General features: G+C 72.6%; 21 protein-coding genes and 1 tRNA gene. 10 read left to right on the forward strand and 12 right to left on the reverse strand.

The window, feature by feature from the left end; genetic code table 11:
- The gene (locus ACZCAH_RS00920) at positions 1-834 is read right to left on the reverse strand and encodes a C2 family cysteine protease (RefSeq protein ID WP_464339295.1); all 834 of its coding nucleotides are present in this window, start codon (positions 832-834) and stop codon (positions 1-3) included.
- Between the two features lie 29 nt (positions 835-863).
- Positions 864-2,084, reverse strand: a complete 1,221-nt coding sequence (locus ACZCAH_RS00925; protein WP_464339296.1) for a pyrophosphate--fructose-6-phosphate 1-phosphotransferase — start codon at positions 2,082-2,084, stop codon at positions 864-866.
- Positions 2,085-2,353: 269 nt separating this feature from the next.
- Between ACZCAH_RS00925 and ACZCAH_RS00930 the strand changes: the two genes are divergently transcribed.
- Both ACZCAH_RS00930 and ACZCAH_RS00935 read left to right on the forward strand, forming a co-directional pair.
- Complete coding sequence (locus ACZCAH_RS00930) at positions 2,354-2,806, forward strand: hypothetical protein (RefSeq protein ID WP_464339297.1); 453 nt, start codon at positions 2,354-2,356, stop codon at positions 2,804-2,806.
- Entirely contained in the window at positions 2,803-3,060 is a 258-nt protein-coding gene (locus ACZCAH_RS00935; RefSeq protein WP_464339298.1) for a hypothetical protein, read from the forward strand. The genes ACZCAH_RS00930 and ACZCAH_RS00935 overlap by 4 nt, the downstream gene beginning before the upstream one ends.
- Before the next feature lie 134 nt (positions 3,061-3,194).
- Here the strand turns inward: ACZCAH_RS00935 and ACZCAH_RS00940 are convergent, their stop codons facing one another.
- The 4 genes from ACZCAH_RS00940 to ACZCAH_RS00955 form a co-directional block, all read right to left on the reverse strand.
- A complete protein-coding gene (locus ACZCAH_RS00940; protein WP_329745259.1) occupies positions 3,195-3,986 on the reverse strand; it encodes an inositol monophosphatase family protein in 792 nt (263 codons plus the stop codon).
- 115 nt (positions 3,987-4,101) lie between these two features.
- The gene (rsgA, locus tag ACZCAH_RS00945; protein WP_464339299.1) at positions 4,102-5,148 is read right to left on the reverse strand and encodes a ribosome small subunit-dependent GTPase A; all 1,047 of its coding nucleotides are present in this window, start codon (positions 5,146-5,148) and stop codon (positions 4,102-4,104) included.
- A complete protein-coding gene (gene aroA / locus ACZCAH_RS00950) occupies positions 5,145-6,473 on the reverse strand; it encodes a 3-phosphoshikimate 1-carboxyvinyltransferase (RefSeq protein WP_464339300.1) in 1,329 nt (442 codons plus the stop codon). Before aroA ends, rsgA begins: the two co-directional genes overlap by 4 nt.
- Positions 6,474-6,475: 2 nt before the next feature.
- Positions 6,476-7,042, reverse strand: coding sequence for a hypothetical protein (locus ACZCAH_RS00955; RefSeq protein WP_464339301.1), 567 nt, complete (start codon positions 7,040-7,042; stop codon positions 6,476-6,478).
- A 194-nt stretch (positions 7,043-7,236) separates the two neighbouring features.
- Between ACZCAH_RS00955 and ACZCAH_RS00960 the strand changes: the two genes are divergently transcribed.
- Positions 7,237-8,064 (forward strand): sigma-70 family RNA polymerase sigma factor, encoded by an 828-nt coding sequence (locus ACZCAH_RS00960; RefSeq protein WP_464339302.1) that lies wholly within the window; start codon positions 7,237-7,239, stop codon positions 8,062-8,064.
- Positions 8,061-8,393, forward strand: coding sequence for an anti-sigma factor (locus ACZCAH_RS00965; protein WP_464339303.1), 333 nt, complete (start codon positions 8,061-8,063; stop codon positions 8,391-8,393). Before ACZCAH_RS00960 ends, ACZCAH_RS00965 begins: the two co-directional genes overlap by 4 nt.
- 87 nt (positions 8,394-8,480) lie before the next feature.
- Here the strand turns inward: ACZCAH_RS00965 and ACZCAH_RS00970 are convergent, their stop codons facing one another.
- From ACZCAH_RS00970 to ACZCAH_RS00990, 5 genes are all read right to left on the reverse strand, one after another.
- Positions 8,481-8,555 carry a 50S ribosomal protein bL37 gene (locus ACZCAH_RS00970; protein WP_370297284.1) on the reverse strand — a complete coding sequence of 25 codons (75 nt, stop codon included), beginning with the start codon at positions 8,553-8,555 and terminating at the stop codon, positions 8,481-8,483.
- 99 nt (positions 8,556-8,654) lie between these two features.
- Positions 8,655-9,299: a GDSL-type esterase/lipase family protein gene (locus ACZCAH_RS00975; protein ID WP_464339304.1), complete on the reverse strand. Its 645-nt coding sequence runs from the start codon at positions 9,297-9,299 to the stop codon at positions 8,655-8,657.
- A gap of 87 nt (positions 9,300-9,386) precedes the next feature.
- Positions 9,387-13,241 carry a multifunctional oxoglutarate decarboxylase/oxoglutarate dehydrogenase thiamine pyrophosphate-binding subunit/dihydrolipoyllysine-residue succinyltransferase subunit gene (locus ACZCAH_RS00980; protein WP_464339305.1) on the reverse strand — a complete coding sequence of 1,285 codons (3,855 nt, stop codon included), beginning with the start codon at positions 13,239-13,241 and terminating at the stop codon, positions 9,387-9,389.
- Positions 13,242-13,371: 130 nt separating this feature from the next.
- Complete coding sequence (locus tag ACZCAH_RS00985) at positions 13,372-14,499, reverse strand: sensor histidine kinase (RefSeq protein WP_464339306.1); 1,128 nt, start codon at positions 14,497-14,499, stop codon at positions 13,372-13,374.
- 10 nt (positions 14,500-14,509) lie between these two features.
- On the reverse strand, positions 14,510-15,331 hold the full coding sequence (locus ACZCAH_RS00990) for a response regulator transcription factor (RefSeq protein ID WP_464339307.1): 822 nt from the start codon (positions 15,329-15,331) through the stop codon (positions 14,510-14,512).
- Positions 15,332-15,691: 360 nt separating this feature from the next.
- Between ACZCAH_RS00990 and ACZCAH_RS00995 the strand changes: the two genes are divergently transcribed.
- The 4 genes from ACZCAH_RS00995 (at position 15,692) to ACZCAH_RS01010 (ending at position 19,699) form a co-directional block, all read left to right on the forward strand.
- Positions 15,692-16,504: a M23 family metallopeptidase gene (locus tag ACZCAH_RS00995; protein ID WP_464339308.1), complete on the forward strand. Its 813-nt coding sequence runs from the start codon at positions 15,692-15,694 to the stop codon at positions 16,502-16,504.
- Complete coding sequence (tsaD, locus tag ACZCAH_RS01000) at positions 16,501-17,559, forward strand: tRNA (adenosine(37)-N6)-threonylcarbamoyltransferase complex transferase subunit TsaD (RefSeq protein ID WP_464339309.1); 1,059 nt, start codon at positions 16,501-16,503, stop codon at positions 17,557-17,559. Before ACZCAH_RS00995 ends, tsaD begins: the two co-directional genes overlap by 4 nt.
- A 77-nt stretch (positions 17,560-17,636) precedes the next feature.
- Positions 17,637-17,712 (forward strand) — tRNA-Arg (locus ACZCAH_RS01005).
- A 70-nt stretch (positions 17,713-17,782) separates the two neighbouring features.
- Positions 17,783-19,699, forward strand: coding sequence for a bifunctional chorismate-binding protein/class IV aminotransferase (locus ACZCAH_RS01010; protein ID WP_464339310.1), 1,917 nt, complete (start codon positions 17,783-17,785; stop codon positions 19,697-19,699).
- A gap of 48 nt (positions 19,700-19,747) precedes the next feature.
- Here ACZCAH_RS01010 and ACZCAH_RS01015 read toward each other — a convergent pair whose 3' ends face one another.
- Positions 19,748-22,024: a bifunctional alpha,alpha-trehalose-phosphate synthase (UDP-forming)/trehalose-phosphatase gene (locus ACZCAH_RS01015; protein ID WP_464339311.1), complete on the reverse strand. Its 2,277-nt coding sequence runs from the start codon at positions 22,022-22,024 to the stop codon at positions 19,748-19,750.
- Positions 22,025-22,268: 244 nt separating this feature from the next.
- Here ACZCAH_RS01015 and lysA point away from each other — a divergent pair, with 244 nt between their 5' ends.
- Both lysA and ACZCAH_RS01025 read left to right on the forward strand, forming a co-directional pair.
- The gene (lysA, locus tag ACZCAH_RS01020) at positions 22,269-23,681 is read left to right on the forward strand and encodes a diaminopimelate decarboxylase (RefSeq protein WP_464339312.1); all 1,413 of its coding nucleotides are present in this window, start codon (positions 22,269-22,271) and stop codon (positions 23,679-23,681) included.
- Between the two features lie 114 nt (positions 23,682-23,795).
- Entirely contained in the window at positions 23,796-25,133 is a 1,338-nt protein-coding gene (locus ACZCAH_RS01025; protein ID WP_464339313.1) for a homoserine dehydrogenase, read from the forward strand.

Below are 25,133 nucleotides of genomic sequence, written 5' to 3' on the forward strand. Positions count from 1 at the left end.
TCACCCGCCCGCTGCTCCACGCAGCGGGCCGGTGACGTCCACGGAGAGGAAGCCCCGGCGGAAGGTGCGCGCGTCGATGCGCAGCACCCGACCGGGCCGCACCGGATTGCGCAGCAGCACGTGGCCGGTCGTGGCGTCGGCACCGACCACGGCGAAGACGTGGCTGGGCGGTAGCGGACCCTGAGCGGTCCCGACCCGCGCACTCAGCGGATGGGTCGACGCGGCGATCGCCCGGCCCTCCTCCCGCCACGCGAGGATCTGCTCGGCCGAGGGGAGCCGCAGCTGCGTGCGCACCCGCTCCCCGAGCAGCAGCTCGAGGCCGAAGCGGGCGAAACCGCGCTGCAGCATCCCGTACCCGCCTGCGACGTGTACCGCCACGGCCTTCTCGAGCACTCCGGCCCAACCCGGGTTCGCGCCTTCGCGGCGTGCGTAGAGAAAGGCGCCGTCGGCGCCGACCGGCATCCGTCGATCCACCACGATCGGCTCGGCCACGGCGGGCAGGCGCACTGCGACCCGGCCGTCCTCCTGCACCGTGAGCAGGTCCGTGAGGCGCTCGGGTGCGGTCTCGTGAATCGCGAGCATCGAGGCGATCACCCAGCAGTCGCCGAGCTGCCCCTGCTGGGGGCGGAGGGGCCGCGGGGAGTCCAGCGGGCCGCTGTCCCGCCGCCATCCGACGGCGCGCGGGCCGGGCGGCGGATCCGCCAGCCCCGTGCTCCGCTCCTCCCGCTCCTGGAATGCGAGAGCGCGCGCCCGCCCGGTGTGGGCGAGCGCGCGCAGGCTGCGGCGCCAGGTCCGCACGCGGGGACGGGGGAGGGGCGATCCTTCGGTGCTCATCGGCTCCTCCTCCCGTCCCGCGGGGCGGGTCAGTGGGCGGCCGCGGGGGTGATCGTCTGGCCGGTGCGCTCCATGACGTCCGCGAACCAGGGCTGCTCGATGTCGAAGGCCTTGTGACCGGCGACCCGCTCGAACTCGACGGCGCGCAGCACGTTGCCGCGCTCCTCGTCGTGGCCGATGAGGCCCGAGCCGCCCTCGAGGGCGACCTGCACGGCCAGGTCGGTCATCGACTTGATCAGGCGCAGGTCCTCGGGGTTGGCCTTCGCCGACCGCGAGAAGTAGCCGGACTTCTGGACCATGACCTTCTCGGCGCCGAGCTTCTCGGCGAACTGCTTCGCGAACCACTGGCCGGGGTTGATGGTGTCGATCTTGACGTGGCCGAAGGGGTCCTTCTCCGGCTCCTCGCCGCGGGCCTGCATCTCGGCGACGATCTCGGGGATGCCCGCGCCCTCGGACAGGAAGATGTTCACGTTGCCCACCTCGTCCATGACGGTGCGCAGGCGCGCCGCCTCGGCCTCGATGTCGAGCGCCAGCTCGGGCAGGAACACGGCGTGCACGTCCCACTTCTCCGGGGCGAGGCCGATCTCGGGCAGCCACTCCTGCTTCGCGTGCCAGTCCTGGTAGTAGGCGGCGGCCTGGGCGGTCAGATAGCCGCAGGCGCGGCCCATGATCTCGTGGACGATCAGCATGCGCGGGTTCGAGCCGTGCTCGGCGATGATGTTCTGCGCGAAGATGCTCGTCTGCTCCGCGGCGGACATCGCACCGAGGGACTGACGGATCGGCACGATGTCGTTGTCGATGGTCTTGGGCAGGCCCACGACCTGGAGCGGGTAGTCGTTGTCCGCGAGGTACTTCGCGAGATCCGCGGCGGTGGTGTTGGTGTCGTCGCCGCCGATGGTGTGCAGCACGTCCACCCCGTCGGCCTGGAGCTTCTTCGCGGCGACCTCGAGGGCGTTCTCGCCCTCGGCGATCAGGCCGCGCCCCACGAGGTCCGCGGTGTTGGTGAGCTTCACGCGCGAGTTGCCGATGGGGGAGCCGCCGAAGTCGTGCAGCAGGCCGGCCTTCGCGCGGACCGTCTCGTCGACGACGATCTTCTCGTCGGAGAGCAGGCCCCAGTAGCCGTGCTTGTAGGCGATGATCTCGACGTCCGGCACCAGCTCGTTGTACCGCTCGATGAGGCCGCCGACGGCGGAGGACAGGCACGGGGCGTAGCCCCCGGCGGTGAGCAGTGCGACGCGCTTGACGGTCATGAGGCGAATCCTCCGAGAGTCCGGGAACGGGCGCGCGAGAGGGCAGGGGTTTCTCCCGACCTCCTCGCGACGCTGGGTCCGCTCATCGTAGCGAGGCCGCGCCGGACACGTCGCCGCGCCGGTCCCGACGGACGCCGTTCGCCTTCTCGTCACAGTGACTTGATGAAGTTTCGACGTTCCTCCTCGCCGTCCGACGGTCCGCGCTCGCGCCCCTCTCGCCCCCAGTGCGCTCGCGCGAGGGCCGGTGGACCCTGCAGAAAGGCCTGCCCATGTCCCGCACCTCCCGTGCGGCCCGTCCCGTGATCGCCCGCCTCGGCGCCCTCGCCGCGTGCGGTGCGATCGGTCTGACCGGTGCGCTCATGCTCCCCGCCCTCGCCGCCCCGGGGAAGTCCCACGGCGAGGCCCCGTACTCCACCCGCGTCGCGACCCTGCCGGCGTACGCGAACTCCGACGTCTCCGCGTCGGCGGTCGCCGAGATCTCGTCGGTCAGCCCCGACGGGATGACTGTGTACTCGACCGACGCCGGCGGCGGCCGCGTGGGCATCATCGACATCTCCGACCCATCGAACCCGCGCGCCCTCGGCGGCGTGGACGTCGAGGGCGAGCCCACCTCGGTGTACGCCCTCGAGGACTACGTGCTCATCGTCGTGGACACCACCGACGGCGAGTTCACCGACCCCTCGGGTCGCGTGTCCGTGCTCGACGCCGAGACCCTGAAATGATCCGCACGATCGAGCTCGGCGGCCAGCCCGACTCGATCGACACCACCTCCGACGGCTCCGACGACAATGCAGCTGGCGGCACCGGCGGCTCCAGCACTGGAGGCACCGGATCCGAGCAGTCGGCCGACGGCTCCCGTCCGGGTGCTCTCGCCCGCACCGGCGCCCAGGGCGTCGTGGCGCTGGTCGCCGGGGCGCTCGGCCTGACCGCGCTGGGCGGCGGCGCGCTCGCCCTCCGCGCCCGTCTGCGCCGCTGATCCCGCCCGCGGGAGCAGTTCCCGCGGAACGACGCAGCGTCCCGGTCCCCGTCGTGGGTCCGGGACGCTGTGCGTTGGGGGGCGGATCGTTCAGTGGGCGCGTCCGGGAGCAGACCCGGGGCGACTCGGCGCGCTCAGTCCTCGCCGGTGAGCGCGGCGAGGACGTCTTCGTGGAGCAGACCGTTGCTCGCGACCGCGCTGCCGCCGAAGCAGCCCGGCTCGCCCTCGAGGGAGGTGAAGCGGCCGCCCGCCTCGGTCACGATCGGCACCAGCGCGGCCATGTCGTGCAGGGCCAGCTCGGGCTCGCAGGCGACGTCCACGGCTCCCTCGGCGACGAGCATGTAGGACCAGAAGTCGCCGTAGGCGCGGGTGCGCCAGAAGCGCTGCATGAGGTTCAGCATCTCCCGCAGCCGCTCGCGCTCGGCCCAGCCGTGCAGCGACGAGTAGGACAGCGAGGCCTCTTCGATGCGGTCCACGCCCGAGACCTGCAGCCGCGTCGCGCTGCTCAGCCGGGAGCCGGTCCAGGCCCCGGCGTCCGTCCCGCCCCACCAGCGGCGCCCGAGGGACGGCGCGGAGACCAGACCCACGACGGGGCGGCCCTCCTCGATGAGCCCGATGAGCGTCGCCCAGACGGGCACGCCGCGCACGAAGTTCGCGGTCCCGTCGATGGGGTCGATCACCCACTGCCGGGGCGAGGACCCGGTCGAGCCGAACTCCTCCCCGATCACCTGGTCGCGGGAGCGGGAACGGGAGAGCTGGGCGCGCACCAGCTGCTCGGCGGCGCGATCGGCATCGGTGACCTCGGTGAGGTCCGGCTTGGTGGAGACCTCGAGGTCCTGCGCCTTGAAGCGGGACATCGTCAGCTGGTCCACGGCATCGGCGAGCACGTGGGCCAGGCGCAGGTCATCGGCGTAACGGCTGGACATGGGGGTCAGCCTAGGGGGAGGACCCGGCGGTGACCGGGAGCGACGCGGGGGCGGCGGCGCCGCGGCGTCCTCCGGGCGGGAGCGGGAGAGCTCCGAGCGGCCGACGGCGGACGGCTCAGAGCGCCCAGGGGTCGTTCTTCCGCAGCGCGACGGCGAGCCGGCGGAAGGAGGTCAGCCGGGCGGGGCCGGCGCTGCCCGCGGCGCCCGCCTCGACCTGCTCGTCGAGCGCGCAGTCCGGGGCGTCCTCGAGATGGGTGCAGCCGCGAGGGCAGGACTCCGCGAGGTCCGCGAGGTCCGCGAAGGCGTCGAGCAGCTCGTCGGGGTCGACGTGGCCGAGTCCGAAGGAGCGCACCCCGGGGGTGTCGATCACCCAGCCGCCGGCGCCCTCGGGCAGGGGCATGGCGAGCGCCGAGGAGGAGGTGTGCCGGCCACGACCGGTCACGTCGTTCACGTGGCCGGTGGCCCGGTCGGTGCCGGGCACGAGCGCGTTCAGCAGCGTCGACTTGCCGACCCCGGAATGGCCGATGAGCACGCTGACCCGTCCCGCGAGCCGCTCGCGCAGCGCGTCGAGCCCGTCGATCCCGCCCGCGGCGGTGCGCTCGGTCACCACATGCTCGAGGCCGAGCGGGGCGTAGGTGGTGAGGAAGTCATCGGGCGAGCGCAGGTCCGCCTTGGTGAGCACCAGCAGGGCATCGATCCCGGCGACGTACGCGGCGACGAGGCAGCGGTCGATCATGCCGCCGCGCGGCTCGGGGTCGGCCAGCGCGGTCACCATCACCATCAGGTCCACGTTCGCGACCAGGGGCCGCTCGGTGGGGTCGTCGTCGTCCGCGGAGCGGCGCAGGAAGGAGGAGCGCTCCTGGACCCGCACGATCCGGGCGAGGCTGCCGTCCCGGCCGGAGGTGTCGCCGACGAGCCCCACCAGATCGCCGGGGACGACGGGGGAGCGGCCGAGCTCCCGCGCCCGCATGGCCGTGACCTCGCGCGGCCCGTCGGGGCCGTCCTCGACCACGGTCCGCCAGCGGCCGCGGTCCACCGACACCACCCGCGCGGTGATCGCGTCGGCGTGGGCGGGACGGTCCTTGGTCCGCGGGCGGGAGCCGCGCCGGCTCGGCCGTACGCGGACGTCGGACTCGTCCCAGTCGCGTCGCGACCTGCTCACGCGTTCCCGTTCGCCGGCATCTCGGTGTGCAGCATCGACAGCCACATCCCCTCGAAGTCCGGGAGGGTCTTGCGGGTCGTGGCGATGTCGACCACCTGCAGGTCCGGGACGCGCAGCCCGATGATCGCTCCCGCGGTCGCCATCCGGTGGTCCTCGTAGGACTCGAAGACGTCGCCGCGCAGCGAGCCCGGGGTGATCTCCAGCCCGTCCTCGAGCTCGACGGTGTGCGCCCCGATCTTGGTCAGCTCGGTGGCGAGAGCCCGCAGCCGGTCGGTCTCGTGACCGCGCAGGTGCGCGACCCCGGTGATCCGGGAGGGCGAGTCGGCGAGGGCCGCGAGGGCCGCGATGGTGGGCACGAGCTCGCCGACGGCCGACATGTCCGTCTCGAGCCCGTGGATCGCCCCGCTGCCGCGCAGCGTCATCGCCCGGCCCTCGCGGAACACCTCGCCGCCCATGCGGGTGAGCAGGTCGCGGTAGGCATCGCCGGGCTGGGTGGTCGAGCGGGGCCATTCGTCGATCGAGATGGTCCCGCCGGTCACGAGGGCCGCGGCGAGGAAGGGACCCGCGTTGGAGAGGTCGGGCTCGACGGTGATGTCGAGGGCGTGCACCGCGCCGCGGCTCACGGTCCACACCGGGCGTCCCAGCTCGTCGCGGTGCGCGGCGGCCTCGATACCGACGGCCTGGAGGGTCTCCAGGGTCATCTCGATGTGCGGCAGCGAGGGCAGCGTCTCGCCGGTGTGCACCAGCTCGAGATCCGCCTCGCCCCGTGCTCCGACGAGCAGGGCGTTGGAGACGAACTGGCTCGAGGCGCAGGCGTCCAGCAGGATCCGACCGCCCGCGAGCCGACCGGTGCCGTGGACGGTGATCGGCAGGTGCCCGGGCACGCCGTGCTCGGTGACCTCGACCCCCTGCTGGCGCAGCGCGTCGATGACCGCGTGCATCGGTCGGACCAGCGCCGCCTCGTCCCCGGTGAAGCGCACGTCGCCGTGATGGAGCGCGGCGAGCAGCGGCACGAAGCGCATCACCGTCCCGGCGAGGCCGGTATGGATATCGATCAGCTCCGCGGGCTCGGCCGTGGCCGGGGGGATCGGGGTGATCCGGAGCGAGTCGCCGGCCACCTCGAGGGTCGCCCCGAGCCGCTCGAGGGCATCGCGCATCAGGCGGGTGTCACGGGAGATCAGCGCTCCGCGCAGTTCGGACGGGCCCTCTGCGGCGGCGGCCAGCACCATCCACCGGGCGGTGAGGGACTTCGAGCCCGGAACGCGCACCAGGGCGTCGACGGGGCCGTCGGCGACGGGGGCCCGCCAGAGCACCTCGGAGGCCACGGTCAGCGCTTCTGGTCGGCGAGCTGCTTCTGCGCGGTCTGCACCGCGTCGCGAGCCTGCGCCTCGAGCCTGCCGGCCTTCTTCTCGAGGCCCTTCTGCGTGGCGGCGGCCTTCTTCTGGCTGCGCTCGACGAACTTGTTCACCTGGTAACCGAGGGACGGACGTCCGTCGTGGTCCACGGCGGCGAGCAGCAGGCCGCCGAGCAGACCCGCGTCGGTGAGGATCGACTGGATCTCCGTGACCCGCTCCTCCCCGCGCAGCTGCAGCACGTTGCGGCGCCCGGCCCAGCCCACCGAGGTGGTCGCGAGCAGCGCTAGCGCGGCGAGGCGCGGGTTGCGGTTGGTCGCGTAGAGCACGCCGGCACCGGCGGCGACGACTCCGGAGACGCGGATGATGGTGCGCGCGTCGACGAAGGAGGGCAGGGAGGTCTTGGCGAGGCTTGCGTCCGCCGCGTCGAACGCCGGCGGGTAGACCTCGATCTCCCGCTCCGGACGCAGGGCGGTGCGCACACCCTCGAGGATGAAGGGTGCAGCGAGCAGGGGACGGGCGATGCGGCGGACCAGGGCCATGGTGTCCTCACGTTCTGGGCGTTCTCGGGCGGAGGCGGCCGCAGGGCCGACGGACGGCGTCGGCGGTCGCCGGGTCCACACTACCGCGCACGCGTGATCCGCAGGACAGCGGGAACACACCCGCGACCCCGGACGTTGAGACGGAGGACGAGACCGGACGAGACCGGACGAGACAGGACGAGAGAGGACGAGGAATGATCGCAGCTGTGCTCCCGCAGCCCTCCCCGTGCCGCGACGCGCCGTCGGCCGTCCGCTCAGCGGGCCTGCCTGACGTAGGTTGGGACGCGATGAACGCGACCGAACCCGCCCCCTCCGATGCCCTCGGACCTCAGGGCACCCCGGACACTCAGGGACCTCTGGGCACTCCAGACTCCCGAGGGGCCGAGGTGCCCGAGCCCTCGGCGGACTCCGAGACCGCGGAGCCCTTCGACTTCGAGGCCGAGGCGCTCTCCCACGTCGACTCCCTCTACGGCGGCGCGCTGCGGATGACCCGCAATCCCCATGACGCCGAGGACCTCGTCCAGGAGACCTTCATGAAGGCCTTCCGCGCCGCGGACCGCTTCACCCCCGGCACCAACATGCGCGCCTGGCTGTACCGGATCATGACCAACAACTACATCTCGACCTATCGCAAGCAGCAGCGCCGCCCCAAGGAGGCGTGGACCGACACGGTCGAGGACTGGCAGCTGGCCGAGGTCGAGTCGCACAGCTCGCGGGGCCTGCGCTCGGCGGAGAACGAGGCGCTGGACCACCTGCCCGACTCCGCCGTGAAGGAGGCGCTCGGCGAGCTGCGGGACGACTACCGGATGGCGGTCTACCTCGCCGACGTCGAGGGCTTCGCCTACAAGGAGATCGCGGAGATCATGGACACGCCCATCGGCACCGTCATGTCCCGCCTCCACCGCGGCCGCGGCCAACTGCGCGAGAAGCTGACGGACTATGCGGTGACCAGCGGCTACCTGCGCCCAGCGCGCGAGAACGAGACCACGACCGGCCGCGCCGATCGGGAGGAGGAACGATGAGCGAGGACCGCACCGGGGCGACGCCTGACGCCGAGACCGCGCGGGAGGCGCGCTACCGCCTGGCCGAGGCGCTCGACGGCGAGCTGCCGCGCGAGACCGTCGATCGCATGCTCGACCACGCCGCGGACTGCGTCGAGTGCCATGACGAGATCGAGCGCCTGCGCCGGCTCAAGGAGCTGGTGCGCCGCAGCTGCGTCGACCGCGCCCCGAGCACCCTGCGGGAGCGGATCGCCGTCCAGTGCCGCACCGTGTCGGTGACCAGCCGTGCGGACGGCACCGCCGCCTCCGTGCGCATCACCACCACGCGCCGGGAGATCACGGGTCGCTGAGCCGAGCTGCCCCGCAACAGAAGACCGGAGGCTCCTCCCCGCCAAGGGGAGGAGCCTCCGGTCTTCTCGCGCAGGGCGCGATCACGGTCAGGCGTTGGGGCGCTTGCCGTGATTCGCGCCGCTCTTGCGACGGGACTTGCGCTTGCGGCCTCGCTTGCTCATCACGATCTCCTTCCTCACCCGGGTAACCCGACGATTGTGCCACAGTGCCGTCGGAGCACCGAGGGTCCGTCTCTCACCGGCCCCGCGATGGGGCGCACCTCACGCGGAGGTGCCCAGCCAGCTCCCGAAGCCGCCGTGCAGCACGAGCCAGGCCATCAGCCCGTATCCCGTCTGCCCGGGGTGGTCGCCGCCGGAGCGCGCGATATCCGACTCCCACTGGTCGTGGCCGGAGAGACCGCCGACCGTGTCGATGTAGGGCACCCGCCGGCGCGAGCAGACGTCCTCGAAGGCGGCGGACAGCTCGCGGACCCCCGCGGTGGTGCCCGCATCGCGGCTCGGCGGCGGGCCGACCACGAACACCGGGACGCGCAGCCGCTCGAGGCCGTCGAGGACCTTGGCGAGGTTCAGTCGGGAGCGGGCCAGGGACAGGCCGGAGGAGACGTCCGCACGGCCGAGGGCCAGGACCACCTTGTGCTCGATGCTGCCGTCGGCCTGTGCCTCGGTGTCGGTGCGCAGCCGTACCTCCTCGTCCCACCGCTCCGCGAGCGCGGCGGACGTCTCGCCCGGCAGGGCCGCGGTGAAGACGTCCACCCGGTTGTCCGCCCCCTGCTCGCTGGCCACGGCCCGACCGAGCCAACCGAGCACGCGGGCGTCCCCGACGCCGGCGAGCAGCTCGTCGCCGAGGGCGATCAGACGGATCCGGGACTCCGCGGACGGAGCGGACTGCGTGGGCACGGACTGCACCGAGACCTCCAGGGGTGGGGATGGGGACGACCACTGTATCGGCGGGCTGCGGAGAGGGGCGAACCCTCGCCGCAGCCCGCCGTCGGCTCAGGCCTCGAAGGCCCGCACGAGCAGCTCCTCCTGCTCGAGCTTGTGGGTCGAGGTGGAGCCGGTGGCCGGCGAGGCCGAGGCGGGACGGGCGACGACCTTCAGCGTGCGACCGACGGAGACCGCGAAGTTCATGGCCATGAACCCCCAGGCGCCCTGGTTCTCCGGCTCGTCCTGGACCCACACCAGCTGCGCGTCGGGGTAGGCGGAGAGGATCGCGGTGAGCTGCTCGGCGGGCAGCGGGTACAGCTGCTCGATCCGCACGATGGCGGTGTCCTCGGCGCCGATCTGCTCGCGGCGCGCGACCAGGTCCCAGTAGAGCTTGCCCGAGACCAGCAGCACACGGCGCACCGCGGCGGGATCCGCGGTGGTGTCCGGCAGGACCGGCTCGAAGGCACCGGTGGTGAAGTCCTCGATCGGGCTGACCGCGGCCTTCAGGCGCAGCATCGACTTCGGGGTGAAGACGATCAGCGGCTTCTTCGGCTCCGTCCGGGCCTGCTTGCGCAGCAGGTGGAAGTAGCTCGCCGGGGTCGAGGGACGGGCCACGCGCATGTTGTCCTCGGCGCACAGCTGCAGGAAGCGCTCGATGCGCGCGGAGGAGTGGTCGGGACCCTGGCCCTCGTAGCCGTGCGGGAGCAGCAGCACGACCGAGGAGTTCTGGCCCCACTTCTGCTCCGAGGAGGACAGGAACTCGTCGATGATGGTCTGCGCGCCGTTGACGAAGTCGCCGAACTGCGCCTCCCAGAGCACGAGGGACTCGGGGTTCTCGACCGAGTAGCCGTACTCGAAACCGAGCGCGGCGAACTCCGAGAGGGAGGAGTCGTAGACGTTGAACCGTGCCTGGTCCTCGGAGAGATAGGTGAGGGGGGTCCAGGTGTCGCCGTTCTCGTGGTCGATGAGCACGCTGTGACGCTGCACGAAGGTGCCGCGGCGGGAGTCCTGGCCGGCCAGGCGCACGCGGGTGCCCTCCATGAGCAGGGTGCCGAAGGCCAGCAGCTCGCCGAAGGCCCAGTCCACCCCGCCCTCGACGGCCATCTGCTCGCGGCGCGAGAGCACCGTGGCGAGCTTCGGGTGGACCGTGAAGCCCTCGGGGACCTCGCCGTGCGCCTGTCCGATGCGCTGCAGGACGGAGGAGTCCACCGCGGTCTCGACCGGCTCCGCCGGGCCCGAGGAGCGCTGCGAGGCGGGCAGGTCCAGACCCTGCACGCTCGTCGCGGGATTCGCCTCGGAGCTGTTGCGGTTCGCGGCGAAGGCCTCGTCGAGGTGCTGCTGGAAGTTGCGGACCAGGCCCTCGGTCTCCTCCTCGGTGAGATCGCCGCGCTCGATCAGGGCCTCCATGTACAGCTTGCGCGTGGAGGGCTTCTCCTGGATCAGGCGGTACATCTCCGGCTGGGTCATCGAGGGGTCGTCGCCCTCGTTGTGACCGCGGCGGCGATAGCAGACCATGTCGATGACCACGTCGCGGTGGAACTTCTGGCGGTACCGGAAGGCGATCTCGGCGACCCGCACGCAGGCCTCGGGGTCATCACCGTTGACGTGGAAGATCGGCAGCTGTGTCGACTTCGCGACGTCCGTCGAGTAGTACGAGGAGCGCGACGAGTCGGGCAGGGTGGTGAACCCGATCTGGTTGTTGATGATCACGTGGATCGTGCCGCCGGTGCGGTAGCCGCGCAGCTCCGAGAGGTTCAGCGTCTCGGTGACCACGCCCTGGCCCGCGAAGGCCGCATCGCCGTGGACCAGCACGGGCAGCACCGGGAACTCCTCCGGCCGTTCGAGGCGGTCCTGCTTGGCGCGCACGATGCCCTCGAGCACGGGGTTGACGGCCTCGAGGTGCGAGGGGTTCGCGGCGAGGTAGACCTTCGTGGTCTCGCCGTCGTGCGAGGTGTAGGTCCCCTCCGTGCCCAGGTGGTACTTGACGTCGCCCGAGCCGAGGGTCTGGCCGAAGTTGCCCTCGAACTCCTGGAAGATCTGGCCGTAGCTCTTACCGGCGAGGTTCGAGAGCACGTTGAGGCGGCCGCGGTGCGACATGCCGATGCACACCTCGTCGATGCCCTCGTGCGCGGCGCCGTGGAGGACCGCATCGAGCATCGGGATGACCGACTCGCCGCCTTCGAGGGAGAAGCGCTTCTGGCCCACGAACTTGGTCTGCAGGAAGGTCTCGAACGCCTCCGCGGCGTTGAGGCGGTCCATGATGTGCGTGTGCTCGGCCTTGTCGAAGGCGCGCCGCGGGGTCTCCATCTCCCGCTGCAGCCAGGCCCGCTCCTCCGGATCGGAGATGTGCATGTACTCCACGCCGATGGACCGGCAGTAGGCGTCGCGCAGCACGCCGAGGATGTCGCGAAGGGTCATCTCCTCCTTGCCGCCGAGGCCGCGGGTGGGCCAGGTGCGGTCGAGGTCCCAGAGGGTGAGCCCGTAGGTCTCGACCTCGAGATCGGGATGGCTGCGGACCTTGTAGCGCAGCGGGTCGGTGTCGGCCATGAGGTGGCCGCGCACGCGGAAGGAGTGGATGAGGTCCATGACGCGGGCGAGGCGCTCGGACTTCGAGTCCTTGAAGGGGTTGTCCGGCACCCAGCGGATGGGCTGGTAGGGCAGGCGCAGCGACGCGAAGACCCGGTCGTAGAAGCCGTCCTTGCCCAGCAGCTTGTCGCTCATCCGCTTGAGGAACTCGCCCGAGGCGGCGCCCTGGATGATGCGGTGGTCGTAGGTCGAGGTCAGGGTCATGACCTTGGAGACCGCGAGCTCGGCGAGCGTTGCGGGGCTCGCGCCCTGGAACTGCGCGGGGTAGTCCATCGCGCCGACGCCGACGATGACGCCCTGGCCCTGCATGAGGCGCGGGATCGAGTGGACGGTGCCGATGCCGCCGGGGTTGGTCAGCGAGACCGTCGTCCCGGTGAAGTCCTCCATGGTCAGCTTGCCGGCGCGGGCCTTGCGCACGACCTCCTCGTACGCCTTCCAGAAGCCCTGGAAGTCGAAGCGCTGGGCGGCCTTGATGTTGGGGACCACGAGCCCGCGGGAACCGTCCGGCCGAGGCATGTCGATGGCCAGGCCGAAGTTCACGTCCTCGCGCTGGAGGAGGAGCGGCTTGCCCTTCTCGTCGACCGAGAAGCCGTTGTTCATGTCGGTGATCTCGGTGATCGACTCGATCATCGCCCAGCCGATGAGGTGGGTGAAGGACACCTTCCCGGCGCGATTGCGCTTGAGGTGGTTGTTGATGACGATCCGGTTGTCGAAGAGCAGCTTGACGGGCACGTCGCGCACGGAGGTCGCGGTCGGCACGGCGAGGGACTCGTCCATGTTCCGCACCACGGCGGCCGCCGGGCCGCGCAGCTTCACGGCGGTGGGCTCGCGCACCTCGACGGCCGGGATCTGCGCGGTGGTCGTGGGGACCTTCGCGGGACGGTCCGAGGTGGTCGAGACGGCCGGGGTCGCGGGGGAGGCGTTCACGGGGGCGGGGTCCTTCGCGGTGGGGGAGGTGGCCGGCGCGGGCGTCGCCGGGGCCGGATCGGCGGGAGTCGCGTCGGCGGGAGGTGAATCAGCGGGGTGCGGGTCGGCCGATGCCGTCCCGCCGGGGGCCGCGGCGTCGTGATCCTCCGGGACGGAGGACGCAGCGGCGGACGTCGCGGTGGAGGAGGCCGCGCCGTCGGCGCCGGTCCCGGTCGGCTCCTGCGACGCTGCAGGAGCCGATGCCGTGGAGGAGGAGCTCACGGGAGACGACGGACCCGTGGCGGCGAAGTGCTCCGCCCAACTGGGGTCCACGCTCGAGGGATCCTCCGCCCATTGCTCGCGCAGTGCGTCCACGAGCCATTGATTGGGGCCGAACTCCGGGCTTCCGGAGCCGTGTGTCTGCTGTGACACTCTAAGATCGCCAGCCTTCTCGAATCGAGCGGTACGGATGCGTCCAGCCTAACGGAGCGGGCGCAACCAGGTGGTGCGCACGGAGGGCCTGCCGAGGCGCTGCGGGGTGGGGGTCGTCACGTGGGCGCGATCACGTCGGGTCGTCGGGCAGGACGACGCGGATCAGGGAGGAACGGCCGTCCTCCGCGGCCTCGCTGCGCGGGTCGTCGAGGACCTCGATCGTGCCGCCGTGCAGTCCCACGGCCCAGCGGGCGATCGCGAGGCCCAGACCGGTCCCGCCGGAGGAGTCCGAGCGCCCTCCGCGCTGGAAGCGCTCGAACACGCGGTCGCGGTCCTCGCGCGCGATGCCGGGTCCTTCGTCGTGCACGTCGATCAGCACGCCGTCGTCGGCAGTGGTGCGCGCGGCGCCGACACGGATCCGACCCCCGGCGGGCGAGTGCCGCGCGGCGTTTTCCAGCAGGTTGTGGATCACCTGGTGCACGCGGGCGGCATCGGCGAGGACCCGCAGGTCCGGCGGCTCCACCTCGACGGTCCAGCGCACATCGCGTCCCCCGGACGCGAGCGCGGCGGAATCGACCACCTCGTGCAGGAAGGGGGTCAGCTCGATCTCCTCGAGATCGAGGTCGATCACGCCGGCGTCGAGCCGGGAGAGGTCGAGCAGATGGTCCACGAGCAGGGAGAGCCGCTCGGTCTCCGACAGGGCGACGGAGAGCGCGGCCGGGTCGGGCTCGGTGACCCCGTCGACGAGGTTCTCGAGTTGGGCCCGCAGACCGGCGACCGGGGTGCGCAGCTCGTGGGAGACGTTCGCGACCAGGTCCCGGCGCATGCGGTCGGTCTGTTCGAGCTCCGCGGCCATGGCGGAGAAGGCCGAGGCCAGCTGGCCGACCTCGTCCCGGCTCGTGGTGCGGACGCTCTGCGTGTAGTCGCCGCGGGCCATCGCCTGCGCCGCCCGGGTCATCTCCCGCAGGGGTGAGGTCATGCCGCGGGCCAGGACCTGGGTGAAGACCAGGGCGATGAGCACGACCAGCGGCAGGGCGAGCAACGGCTCGATGCCGGCCCGGATCGATACCTGGGTGAGCAGCGCGGCGAGGGTGACCACGAGGGCGACGAGCACCCCGAGCTTCACCTTGAAGGAGCGGACGCTGTCCAGCGGCCGCACGTCGAGCCGGTCCGGGACGCGGCGTCGATTGCCTCGGGCGGGGCGGACCGGGGCGCCGGGTGGCTGCGCCTCCGGCCCCGGCGCGGCGAGACCGCTCATGCGGCGGGCGTCATGAGGTGGAGCGGGGGTCCGCCCCGGCGGCGGGGGAGGAGGCGCCGTCCCCGGCGGGGGCGGGCTGCTCGGGATCGTCCTCCTCGGGGATCTCGAGCGCATAGCCGACGCCGTGCACGGTGCGCACCAGATCCGCGCCGAGCTTCCGGCGCAATGCCTTGACGTGCGAGTCGACGGTGCGGGTGCCCGTCGCGTCGACCCAGTCCCAGACGTCCGCGAGCAGCTGCTCCCGGGTCAGGACCGTGCCGGGAGCGTTGGCGAGGCACAGCAGCAGGTCGAACTCGGTGGGGGTCAGGTGCGCCGGGAGGCCCGCGCGCATCACCCGTCGGCCCGCACGGTCGATCACCAGATCGCCGATCTGCAGGGCGACCTGTTTCTCCTGCTCACTCGGGGCGACCGGGGCGGTCCGCCGCACCCGGCGCAGCAGCGCCTTCAGCCGGGCCACCAGCTCCCGGATGGAGAAGGGCTTGGTCATGTAGTCGTCGGCGCCGACCCCGAGGCCCACGAGCATGTCCGTCTCGTCGTCGCGCGCGGTGAGCATCAGCACCGGGACCGGCTCGTCGGCCTGGATCCGACGGCAGACCTCGAGCCCGTCGAAGCCGGGGAGCATCACGTCGAGCACGACCACGTCGGGCCGCATCTCCGCGACCGCGCGCACGCCTGAGGGGCCGTCACCGGCGGTCGAGACCTCCCAGCCCTCCGCGGTGAGTCGGTCCGCGATGGCGCGGGTGATGGTCGGCTCGTCCTCGATCACGACGACGCGCACCGGCGCGGACGCGGTGGAGTTGCTGGTGGGAGCGGCCTGCTCAGGGGTCGACATGCCGACACTCTAGACCGGGGCCCTCCACGTCGCCTCGGAATCGGGAGGCACCCGCGGAGCGGCCCTGCACTGTGAGCCGGGTCCCCCGCAACCGGGCGCGAAGGTCACGGGACGTGCTCCTCGCGACCGGGCTCGTCAAGACTTTCCCCACTTCGGGGCGTGACGGCAAAAACTTGGCAATGAGCCGGTTGACGTGCTCGTCTCTCGCCCGGGATGCCCCGTAGCGTGGATGCGGTTGTTCGGCGACGCGTACTTCCCCTGTCCTGCGTCCCGGGACAGACGCGAGAACACGGAATCAGTACGGTCGTTGAGGAAGCAGGTCGAGACGTGGCGAATCACCGCGCAGCAGGACGCGCTACGGTGCGCAAGCTCCGGGCTACCGGAGGCACCCACCGCGACGCGGCCCTCCCCGCGGGGATGATGAAGGCCGGCGTGCTCGGAGTCCTCGCCACCGCCACCATCGCCGCCCCCCTCGCCGCCGCCGCGGCCGGCATCGACGAGCCCGGTGCCGACAGCGTCGACACCGCCGCGCAGCTCGCCGAGGTCGCCCCCGTCGAGACCGCCGCCCCCGCCCCCGTCGCCCTGCCGGTCGCCCAGGCCGTGACCGCCGCACCGGAGACCCGCGAGGCCGATGACGCCTCCACCCGCTCCGAGGAGCGCACCGCCCCCGCCGAGGACGCGGAGAGCGACGAGGCGACCGAGGAGACCGCGACCGACGCGACCGGGATCGAGATCGAGGTCCCCGAGCCCGAGCCCGAGGTCGCCTCCACCGGGCCGGTCTCGGAGAGCGGCTTCATCCGTCCCGTCGACGGCCCCGTCACCTCCGGCTTCGGTGGCCGCATCCACCCCGTGCTGGGCTACTTCAAGGGTCACAACGGCGTCGACTTCGGCAACGCCTGCGGCACCCCCGTGCAGGCCTCCGCCGCCGGCACCGTCATCGCCGTCGAGTACAACAGCGCCTCCGGCAACCGGGTCAAGATCGACCACGGCAACGGCATCGTCACCGGCTACTACCACCTCCAGGGCTTCAACACCTCCGAGGGCGCCACCGTCGAGCAGGGCGACATCATCGGCTACGTCGGATCCACCGGCCGCTCCACCGGTTGCCACCTGCACTTCGCGAAGATGGACGAGTCCGGGAACTACTCCAACCCGATGTCGATCCTGCGGTGATCCGCCGCGGCGCGCCCGTGGTGCTGGGCGTCGAATCCTCCTGCGACGAGACCGGCTTCGGGATCGTCTCGGAGGGGGTGCTGCTCGGTCAGGGCCTCGCCTCGAGCGCCCGCCAGCACGCCGAGTTCGGGGGAGTGGTCCCCGAGATCGCCGCCCGCGCCCACCTCGAGGCCGCCGTCCCCATGCTCCACCTCGCCCTCGAGGACGCCGGCGTCGAGCTCGGTGACGTGACCCATGTAGCCGTCACCTCGGGACCGGGACTCGCCACCGCCGTGCATGTGGGCCTCGCCGCCGCGAAGTCCGTCGCCTGGGCGCTCGACCGCCCGCTCTACGGCGTCCACCACCTCGCCGGCCACGCCGCCGCCGACACCCTCGAGCACGGCCCCCTGCCGGAGCGCAGCATCATCCTGATCGTCTCTGGCGGCCACACCTCGATCCTCGCCGTGGGCGACCTCGTGCGCGACCCCATCGAGCACCTCGGCGACACCCTCGACGACGCCGCCGGCGAGGCCTTCGACAAGGTCGCCCGCCTCCTCGGCCTCGGCTACCCGGGCGGTCCCGCGATCTCCCGCGCCGCCCTCGAGGGCGACCCCACCGCCTTCGCCTTCCCCCGCGCGATGCTGCGGCCGGGCGATGCGCCCTATACCTTCTCGTTCTCCGGGCTGAAGACCGCCGTGGCCCGCACCGTCGAGACCCTCGAGCGGGCCGGGGACGCCGTCCCCGTGGCCGATGTCGCGGCGTCCTTCGAGCAGGCCGTGGTCGACGTGCTCGTCACCAAGGCGGTCCGGGCCGTAAAGGATCGCGGACTGGACACCCTCGTGATCGTCGGCGGGGTCGCCGCCAACGCGCGGCTCCGCGCCGCCGCCCAGGAGCGCTGCGACGCCGAGGGCATCGCGCTGCGCATCCCTCCGATCCGACTCTGCACCGACAACGGGGCGATGATCGCCGCCGTCGGCGACCTGCTGGTCCGCTCCGGCGCCGCACCCAGCGGCCTCGGCATCGCCGCGGACCCCTCGGCCGTGCTCCACGGCGCCCAGCTGCCGCTGCCGCGGTGACCTCCGTCTCCCTCCTCGGTCACGCGGACCCCTCGCGTCGCCATCGCCGGTGAGCAGTTGCTAGACTCACCGGGTCCGCCCGCGTAGCTCAGTGGATAGAGCGTCTGCCTCCGGAGCAGAAGGTCGTAGGTTCGAATCCTGTCGCGGGCACCATCGAGGGCCCCGGTCGTGCGTATTGCACAACCGGGGCCCTCGCGGTTCCGCCGGGTGGGAGGAGGAGACTTTGACCGTAGAGCCCGTAGAGCCCTCAGGGCCCGCGGCGTCCGACCGACCGCGATCGAGTTCGCGCCCTCCGGTCGCGCGCTTCGACGATCACTCCACCGGTCGCGCCCTCGAGCTCGGCCCCGCGCGGGCGGTCCTCGCCGCCCACGCCCCGGACGAGGTGCTGCCCGTCCTCCGCGCCGTCCAGGAGCACGTCGACGCCGGCAGGTACGCCGCGGGCATGATCGCCTACGAGGCCGCCTCCGCCCTCGACCCCGTCCTCACCACCCGCGCCCCGGATCCCACCCTGCCGCTGGTGCGCTTCGTGATCGCCGACGAGGTCCGGGAGATGCCCGCGGGCAGCCGGCCGGACTCTGTCGGCCCCTACCAGGTTGAGGGCTGGCGGTCGGAGACCTCCGAGGCCGAGCACGCCCGCAAGATCCAGCGGGTGCGCGAGGCGATCGCCGCGGGGGACACCTACCAGGTCAACCTCACCACCCGCCTGCGCGGACGGATCACCGGCGACCTCCTGGCCTGCCACCTGGACCTGCTCGACGCCCAGCAGGCTCGCTACGGCGCCTATCTCGACCTGGGGGACCGGACGGTGCTCAGCGCGAGCCCCGAGCTGTTCCTCGCCCGCGAAGGGGACCTCCTCACCACCCGACCCATGAAGGGCACCGCCGCGCGCGGCGGCACCCCCGCCGCCGACGCCGAGGTGCGGGCGCGCCTCCTGCGGAGCCCGAAGGAGCGGGCGGAGAACGTCATGATCGCGGATTTGCTCCGCAACGACCTCGCCCGCCTCGCCACGATCGGCGGCGTGGAGGTGCCCGCCCTGCTCGACGCCGAGCCGTATCCCACCCTGTGGCAGCTGACCAGCACGGTCACCGCGCGACTGCGCCCGGGGACCGACCTCGCGGACGCCCTCCGGGCGACCTTCCCCTGCGGTTCCATCACGGGCGCCCCGAAGGCGTCGACCATGGGGCTGATCCGCGAGCTCGAGGACTCGCCGCGCGGCGTCTACTGCGGCGCGATCGCCTTGCTCACCCCGCGTCGCGCCACGGCATCCGGGGAGGTCCGCGGCACCTGGCGTCTGTCCGTCGCGATCCGCACGGTCGTCGTCGACACCTCGCCCGGGGCCGACGGCACCGCCGAGTACGGGGTGGGCGGCGGGATCACGTGGGCCTCCGAGCCCGGGGCCGAGGCCGCCGAGCTGCGGATCAAGGCCCGCGTGCTCGATGCGCTGTCGGGGGACGGGCGGGGAGCGCCCGCCGTGTCCACCGCCGGGGCCGGGGTCACCGTCCCCGACCCGGCGGACTTCGCCCTGCTCGAGACCCTCGCCGTGCGCGGCGGGATCCCCGTCCACCTCGAGCAGCACCTCGACCGGATCCTCGCCTCCGCAGACCACTTCGCGATCCCCGCCGCGCGCGACCGGCTCGCCGCGCTGCTGCGCACTCGCGCCGCCGAGGGCGGCGACCGCGTGCTGCGGCTCGCGCTCGGCCTCGACGGCATGGCCCGGATCACCGAGCGACCGCTCCCGGAGGCCGCCGACGGGCCGGTCCGCCTCGCCCTCGACGATCGTGTCCGGGATCCCGACGACCCGGCGGTGCGGCACAAGACCACCGACAGGGACGACCTCGTCGCGGCCCTCGAGCGGGCCCGGACACGGGATCCGCGGGTGCAGGACGTGGTGCTGCGCGGGCGGGACGGTCGGGTGACCGAGACCGGCATCGCTTCTCTCGCCGTGCGCCGCGACGGGCGCTGGTGGACACCGCCTCTCGAGGACGGGCTGCTGCCCGGCGTGGGCCGGCGCCTCGCCCTCGAGGCCCGTCGGATCGCGGAGCGTCCCCTCACCCCGGAGGAGCTGCGCACCGCGGAGGAGATCGCGGTGCTCAGCTCCGTGCGCGGCTGGCGCCGGGCCGAGCTGCTCCTCGAGACCTGACCTGCCCCGCCCGGTGACGGGTGGCGGTCCCGGGGCGGGTCAACCGCCTCAGGCGCCGTCGCGGCGGGCGGCCAGCAGCGCCTCGAGCACGCCGCGCACCTCGTCGGTGCCCGCGATGCGGAGCGACGCCGCGGTGTCCCCGCCGCCGACCTTGATCCCCACGTCCCCCTCGCCGAGACGGCCGAAGACGGTCTCGTCGGTGACGTCGTCCCCGAGGTAGAGCCAGGCGTCGGCCGCGCACGCGCGGCTGAGGGCCTCCATCGCGGCGCCCTTGGAGGTGTGCACCACGGAGAACTCCACGACCTCCTTGCCCGGGGTCACGGTCACGTCCGGGAGGGTCATGGCCAGCTCGAGCGCCTCCTCGGTCGCATTCGCCCCGCCGCGACGGCGGGCATTGCGGGTGTGGAGCACCGCGGCGGCCGGCTTGGTCTCGACCTCCGCCCCTGGATGAGCCAGCGCGATCCGCTGCAGGGCGAGAGTGATCGAGTCCAGCAGCTCCCGGCGCTCCGGGGTCATGGTCAGCGCCGCCGAGTCGAGCACCTCGGCGTGCATCTCCGCCGGCAGGGCGCCCACCTCCGCTCCGTGCGAGCCGACCAGGACCACGGAGCTGGGCATCGAGGTGTGCTGGTCGAGGTCGGCCAGGGCCCGCCCCGAGACCAGAGCCACCGACACCCCGGGCAGGGTGGCGAGCTCCCGCAGCACCGCCAGAGAGCGCTGGTCGGGCTCGACCGCGTCACGGTCCGCGACGATCGGGGCGAGCACCCCGTCGAAGTCGGAGGCGATGAGGAGGCGGGGCCGCTCCACGAGGGCCTGGAGCGCCGCGTCGACCGCCGCGGGCTCGCTCACCGCATCCCCGCTGAGGCGGATCCGCGGGGGCAGACGGGTCTCGGGGGAGCCGGTCTGCTCGAGCTGCTCGAGGAAGCTGTGCGCCCAGGCCTGCACGTCGTGCTCCATCACCTGGTGGCGGAGCGAGGTCATCGCCTCCTCCTGATCCTCCGGCGCCATCTCCAGCGCGCGCAGGATCGCGCCCTTGAGCGCGTCGATGTCGTGCGGGTTGACGGTGATCGCGGCGCGCAGCTCGTCCGCGGCGCCAGCGAACTCGCTCAGCACGAGCACGCCGCGGAGGTCCGAGCAGGAGGCCACGTACTCCTTGGCGACGAGGTTCATGCCGTCGCGCAGCGCCGTCACCAGCATGACGTCCGCGGCCATGTACAGGGCGGTCATGTCGCGCCGGTCGAAGGAACGATGCTGGTAGGAGACGGCCGGGCGCCCGATCGGGGCGTGGTCGCCGTTGATCCGGCCGACGGTCAGCTCGACCTCGTCGCGCAGCTGCCGGTAGGCATCGACCCGCTCCCGCGAGGGGGTCGCGACCTGGATCATCACGGTGTCCTGCGGATCGATGACCCCCTCGTCCAGCAGCTCGCCCCAGGCCTTCAGGCGGTGACGGATTCCCTTGGTGTAGTCCAGGCGGTCCACGCCGAGGACGATCCGCCGCGGCTCGCCCAGTTCCCGGCGCAGCTGCGCGGCGCGCTCGATGATCTCCTCCTGCTGGGTGAGCTCGGAGACGGCCGCGGAGTCGATCGAGATGGGGAAGGTGCGGGCCTGCACCTGGCGGCCCGGGGCCGAGCCGATCCCGGGCACGTGCACCGTCTGCCCGTCGACGTGATGCCCCAGCAGCTTCCGCACGCTGGTGAGGAAGTTCTGGGTGTCGCTCTCCCGCTGGAAGCCCACGAGGTCCGCCCCCAGCAGGCCGCGGAGGATCTGGGTCCGCTTGGGCAGCTGCGAGAACAGCTCGACCGAGGGGAACGGGATGTGGTTGAAGAAGCCGATGCGCAGGTCGTCGCGCTGCTCGCGGATCAGGCGCGGGGCCAGCTGCAGCTGGTAGTCGTGCACCCAGACCGTGCCGTGGACACCCGCCACCTCGGCGGCGGTGCGCGCGAAGCGGCGGTTCGCGGCGACGTACGAGTCCCACCAGCCGCGATGGAACTCGGGGTCGACGATCACGTCGTGGTAGAGCGGCCACAGCGTCGCGTTGGAGAAGCCCTCGTAGTACTTCTCCACGTCCTCCGCGGAGAGGGCCACGGGGAAGAGGCTCATCCCGTCGGCCTCGAAGGGCTCCGGGGCCTCGCCGGGCGACCCGGCCCACCCGACCCACGCCCCCGAGTCGACGGTGCGCATCACCGACTCCATCGCCGTCACCAGCCCACCGGGGCTCGTCACCCACTCGGTGGCGCCATCGGGCAGGGTGCGGGAGTCGACGGGGAGGCGGTTCGCGACGACGACGAGTTCGTGGCCGGTCGGGGTCACGGGCGCGGGAGTGGGCATGCGGCGGCTCCTTGCGAGGTCTGGGGGTCGGCCCGAGACTATCAAGTGGGCTCCGTCACCCGGTGCCGGCCGCGGATCCACGCCGTGCCGTCCGTCCTCGGCCTGACCGGGCAGAATGGTCCCCGGCTTCCCCGGCACCTGCCCCGGCGTCGGGTCCCGGACCGCTGGCCGGACGACCCGGCCGGCACCGCCCGTCCCGCCCTACTCTCGGGACTCGACCCTCCACCCCCGATCGAGGAGCAGAATGCGCGCCCACGAGGCCGGAGCACTCCACGGCAACGACGCGGCCCCCACCTGGCTGCCGTACCCCGCCGACGTCAACACCCTCATCCCCGGTCTGTGGTCCGAGACGACCGTGCGCGGGGCCGACGGCGCCGTCGAGGTGGGCGGCGTGAGCGTCGCCCGCATCGCCGAGGAGGTGGGCACCCCGGCCTTCGTGCTCGACGAGGCCGATTTCCGTGCCCGCGCCCGCGCCTTCCGCGACGCCTTCGCCGAGGCCTTCCGCCCCCACGCCGGGGCCGACGTCTACTACGCCGGTAAGGCCTTCCTGTGCGGCGCCGTCGCGCGCTGGATGGAGGAGGACGGTCTGGGACTGGACGTCTGCACCGGCGGAGAGCTCGCGGTCGCCCTGCGCGCCGGGTTCCCCGCGGAGCGCATCGCCCTGCATGGCAACAACAAGTCCGACGCCGAGATCCGTCGCGCCCTCGACGCCGGGGTGGGCCGGATCGTGGTCGACTCCCTCGACGAGATCGGCCGGGTCGACCAGCTCGCCGCCGCCGCCGGGGTGCGGGCCGCGGTGATGCTGCGCGTGACCACCGGCGTCGAGGCGCACACCCACGAGTTCATCGCCACCGCCCACGAGGACCAGAAGTTCGGCCTCTCGCTCACCGGTGGCGCCGCCTTCGAGGGGGTGCGGGAGGTGCTCGGCGCCGGCCATCTCGAGCTCGTCGGCCTGCACTCCCACATCGGCTCGCAGATCTTCGACACCGGCGGCTTCGAGGTCGCCGCCCGTCGGGTGCTCGACTTCGTCGCCCGAGTCCGCGAGGAGCTCGGACACACGATTACCCAGCTGGACCTCGGCGGCGGCTTCGGCGTCATGTACAACACGCAGCACACCCCCTCGACCCCCGAGGCGCTCGCCGCGGGCATCGCCGGGATCGTCGAGAAGCAGTGTCACGAGCTCGAGCTCGAGGTCCCGCACGTCTCCTTCGAGCCGGGCCGCGCGATCGCGGGCCCGTCCACGCAGACCCTCTACTCGGTCGGCACCGTGAAGGACGTGCGTCTGGGCGGACCGCATCACCGCGTGTACGTCTCCGTTGACGGTGGCATGAGCGACAACATCCGCACCGCCCTCTACGACGCCGACTACTCCTGCCTGCTCTCCTCGCGCATCTCGGGGGAGCGGCCCGAGGTGGTGCGCGTGGTCGGCAAGCACTGCGAGAGCGGCGACATCGTGGTCAAGGACGAGTACCTCCCCGCCGACGTCCAGCGCGGTGACCTCGTCTCGGTGCCGGTCACCGGCGCCTACTGCTACTCGTTGGCCTCCAACTACAACCACGTCCCGCGCCCGCCGGTGGTCGCCGTCCGGGACGGCGAGATCCGCACCCTCGTGCGCCGCGAGACGGAGGAGGACCTCCTCGGCCTCGACCTCGGCTGAGGATCCGTCACGCACGTTCATCGACGGTCACCGACCACGAGCGTCCTCGGCTACAGTGCGAGGGCCCTCACGGCCCGCCCGTCGGCCCCTGCCCAGGGAAGGAAACCCCCGGAGATGACTGAGAACCCCCCTGTCGGCACCGACCTGCCGGTGCTCCGCGTCGCCGTCCTCGGAGCCGGGACCGTCGGCACCGAGGTGCTGCGGCTGATCGCCGAGCAGGGCGAGGACCTCGCGCACCGCATCGGGGCCCGCCTCGAGGTGATCGGCGTCGCCGTCCGCGACCTGACCCGCGACCGCGGCGAGTTCGTGCCCGCGGGCCTGCTCACCGAGGACGCCGGCGCGCTCGTCGACGACGCCGACCTCGTCATCGAGGTGATGGGCGGCATCGAGCCCGCGCGCACCCTGCTGCTGCGGGCCATGGAGGGCGGCGCGAGCGTCGTCACCGCGAACAAGGCTCTGCTGGCCCAGGAGGGCGCGGAGCTGTACGAGGCCGCCGACCGCCACGACGTCGACCTCTACTTCGAGGCCGCCGTCGCGGGGGCGATCCCGCTGGTGCGCCCGGTGCGCGAGTCCCTCGCGGGCGACCGCATCCAGCGCGTGCTCGGCATCGTCAACGGCACGACGAACTACATCCTCGACGCCATGACCCGCTCCGGCGCGGACTTCGGGGACGCCCTCGCCTCCGCCCAGGAGCTCGGTTACGCCGAGTCGGATCCGACGGCCGACGTGCAGGGGCACGACGCCGCGGCGAAGGCGTCGATCCTCGCCTCCCTGGCCTTCCACTCCCGGGTGCGGCTCGCGGACGTCTACTGCGAGGGGATCACCGAGGTCTCCGCGCAGGACATCGCCGCGGCCGCCCGCATGGGCCGCACGATCAAGCTGCTCTCGATCGTCGAGCGCGTCGAGGACGAGTCCGGGGAGCGCATCTCCGCCCGCGTCTACCCGGCGCTGATCGCCGACAGCCACCCGCTGGCCTCCGTCTCCGAGGCGTACAACGCCGTGTTCATCGAGGCCGACGCCGCGGGCTCGCTGATGTTCTACGGACAGGGGGCGGGCGGCGCCCCGACCGCCTCGGCCGTTCTCGGCGACGTCGTCTCCGCGGCGCGGCTGCGGGTGCGCGGCGGCATGGGCCCGCGCGAGTCGCGCTACGCCGCCCTCGAGGTGGCGCCGCTCGAGGAGCTGCGCAGCGCGTTCTACGTGTCGCTGACGGTCGAGGACCGCCCGGGCGTGCTCGCGGAGATCGCCGGCACCCTCTCGGGACGCGGCATCTCGATCTCGACCATCCACCAGGAGCTCGGCCGCGACCGGAGCGCGGACGGCCCCGCGACGGCGCACATCGGCATCAGCACGCACCGCGCGCTCGAGTCTGCGATGACCGCCGCGCTGGACGAGTTCTCCTCCACGGTGACCGTCCTCAGCATCGACTCCGTCCTGCGCATCGAAGGAGACTGA

It is taken from the genome of Brachybacterium sp. B718/18 (assembly GCF_055454375.1).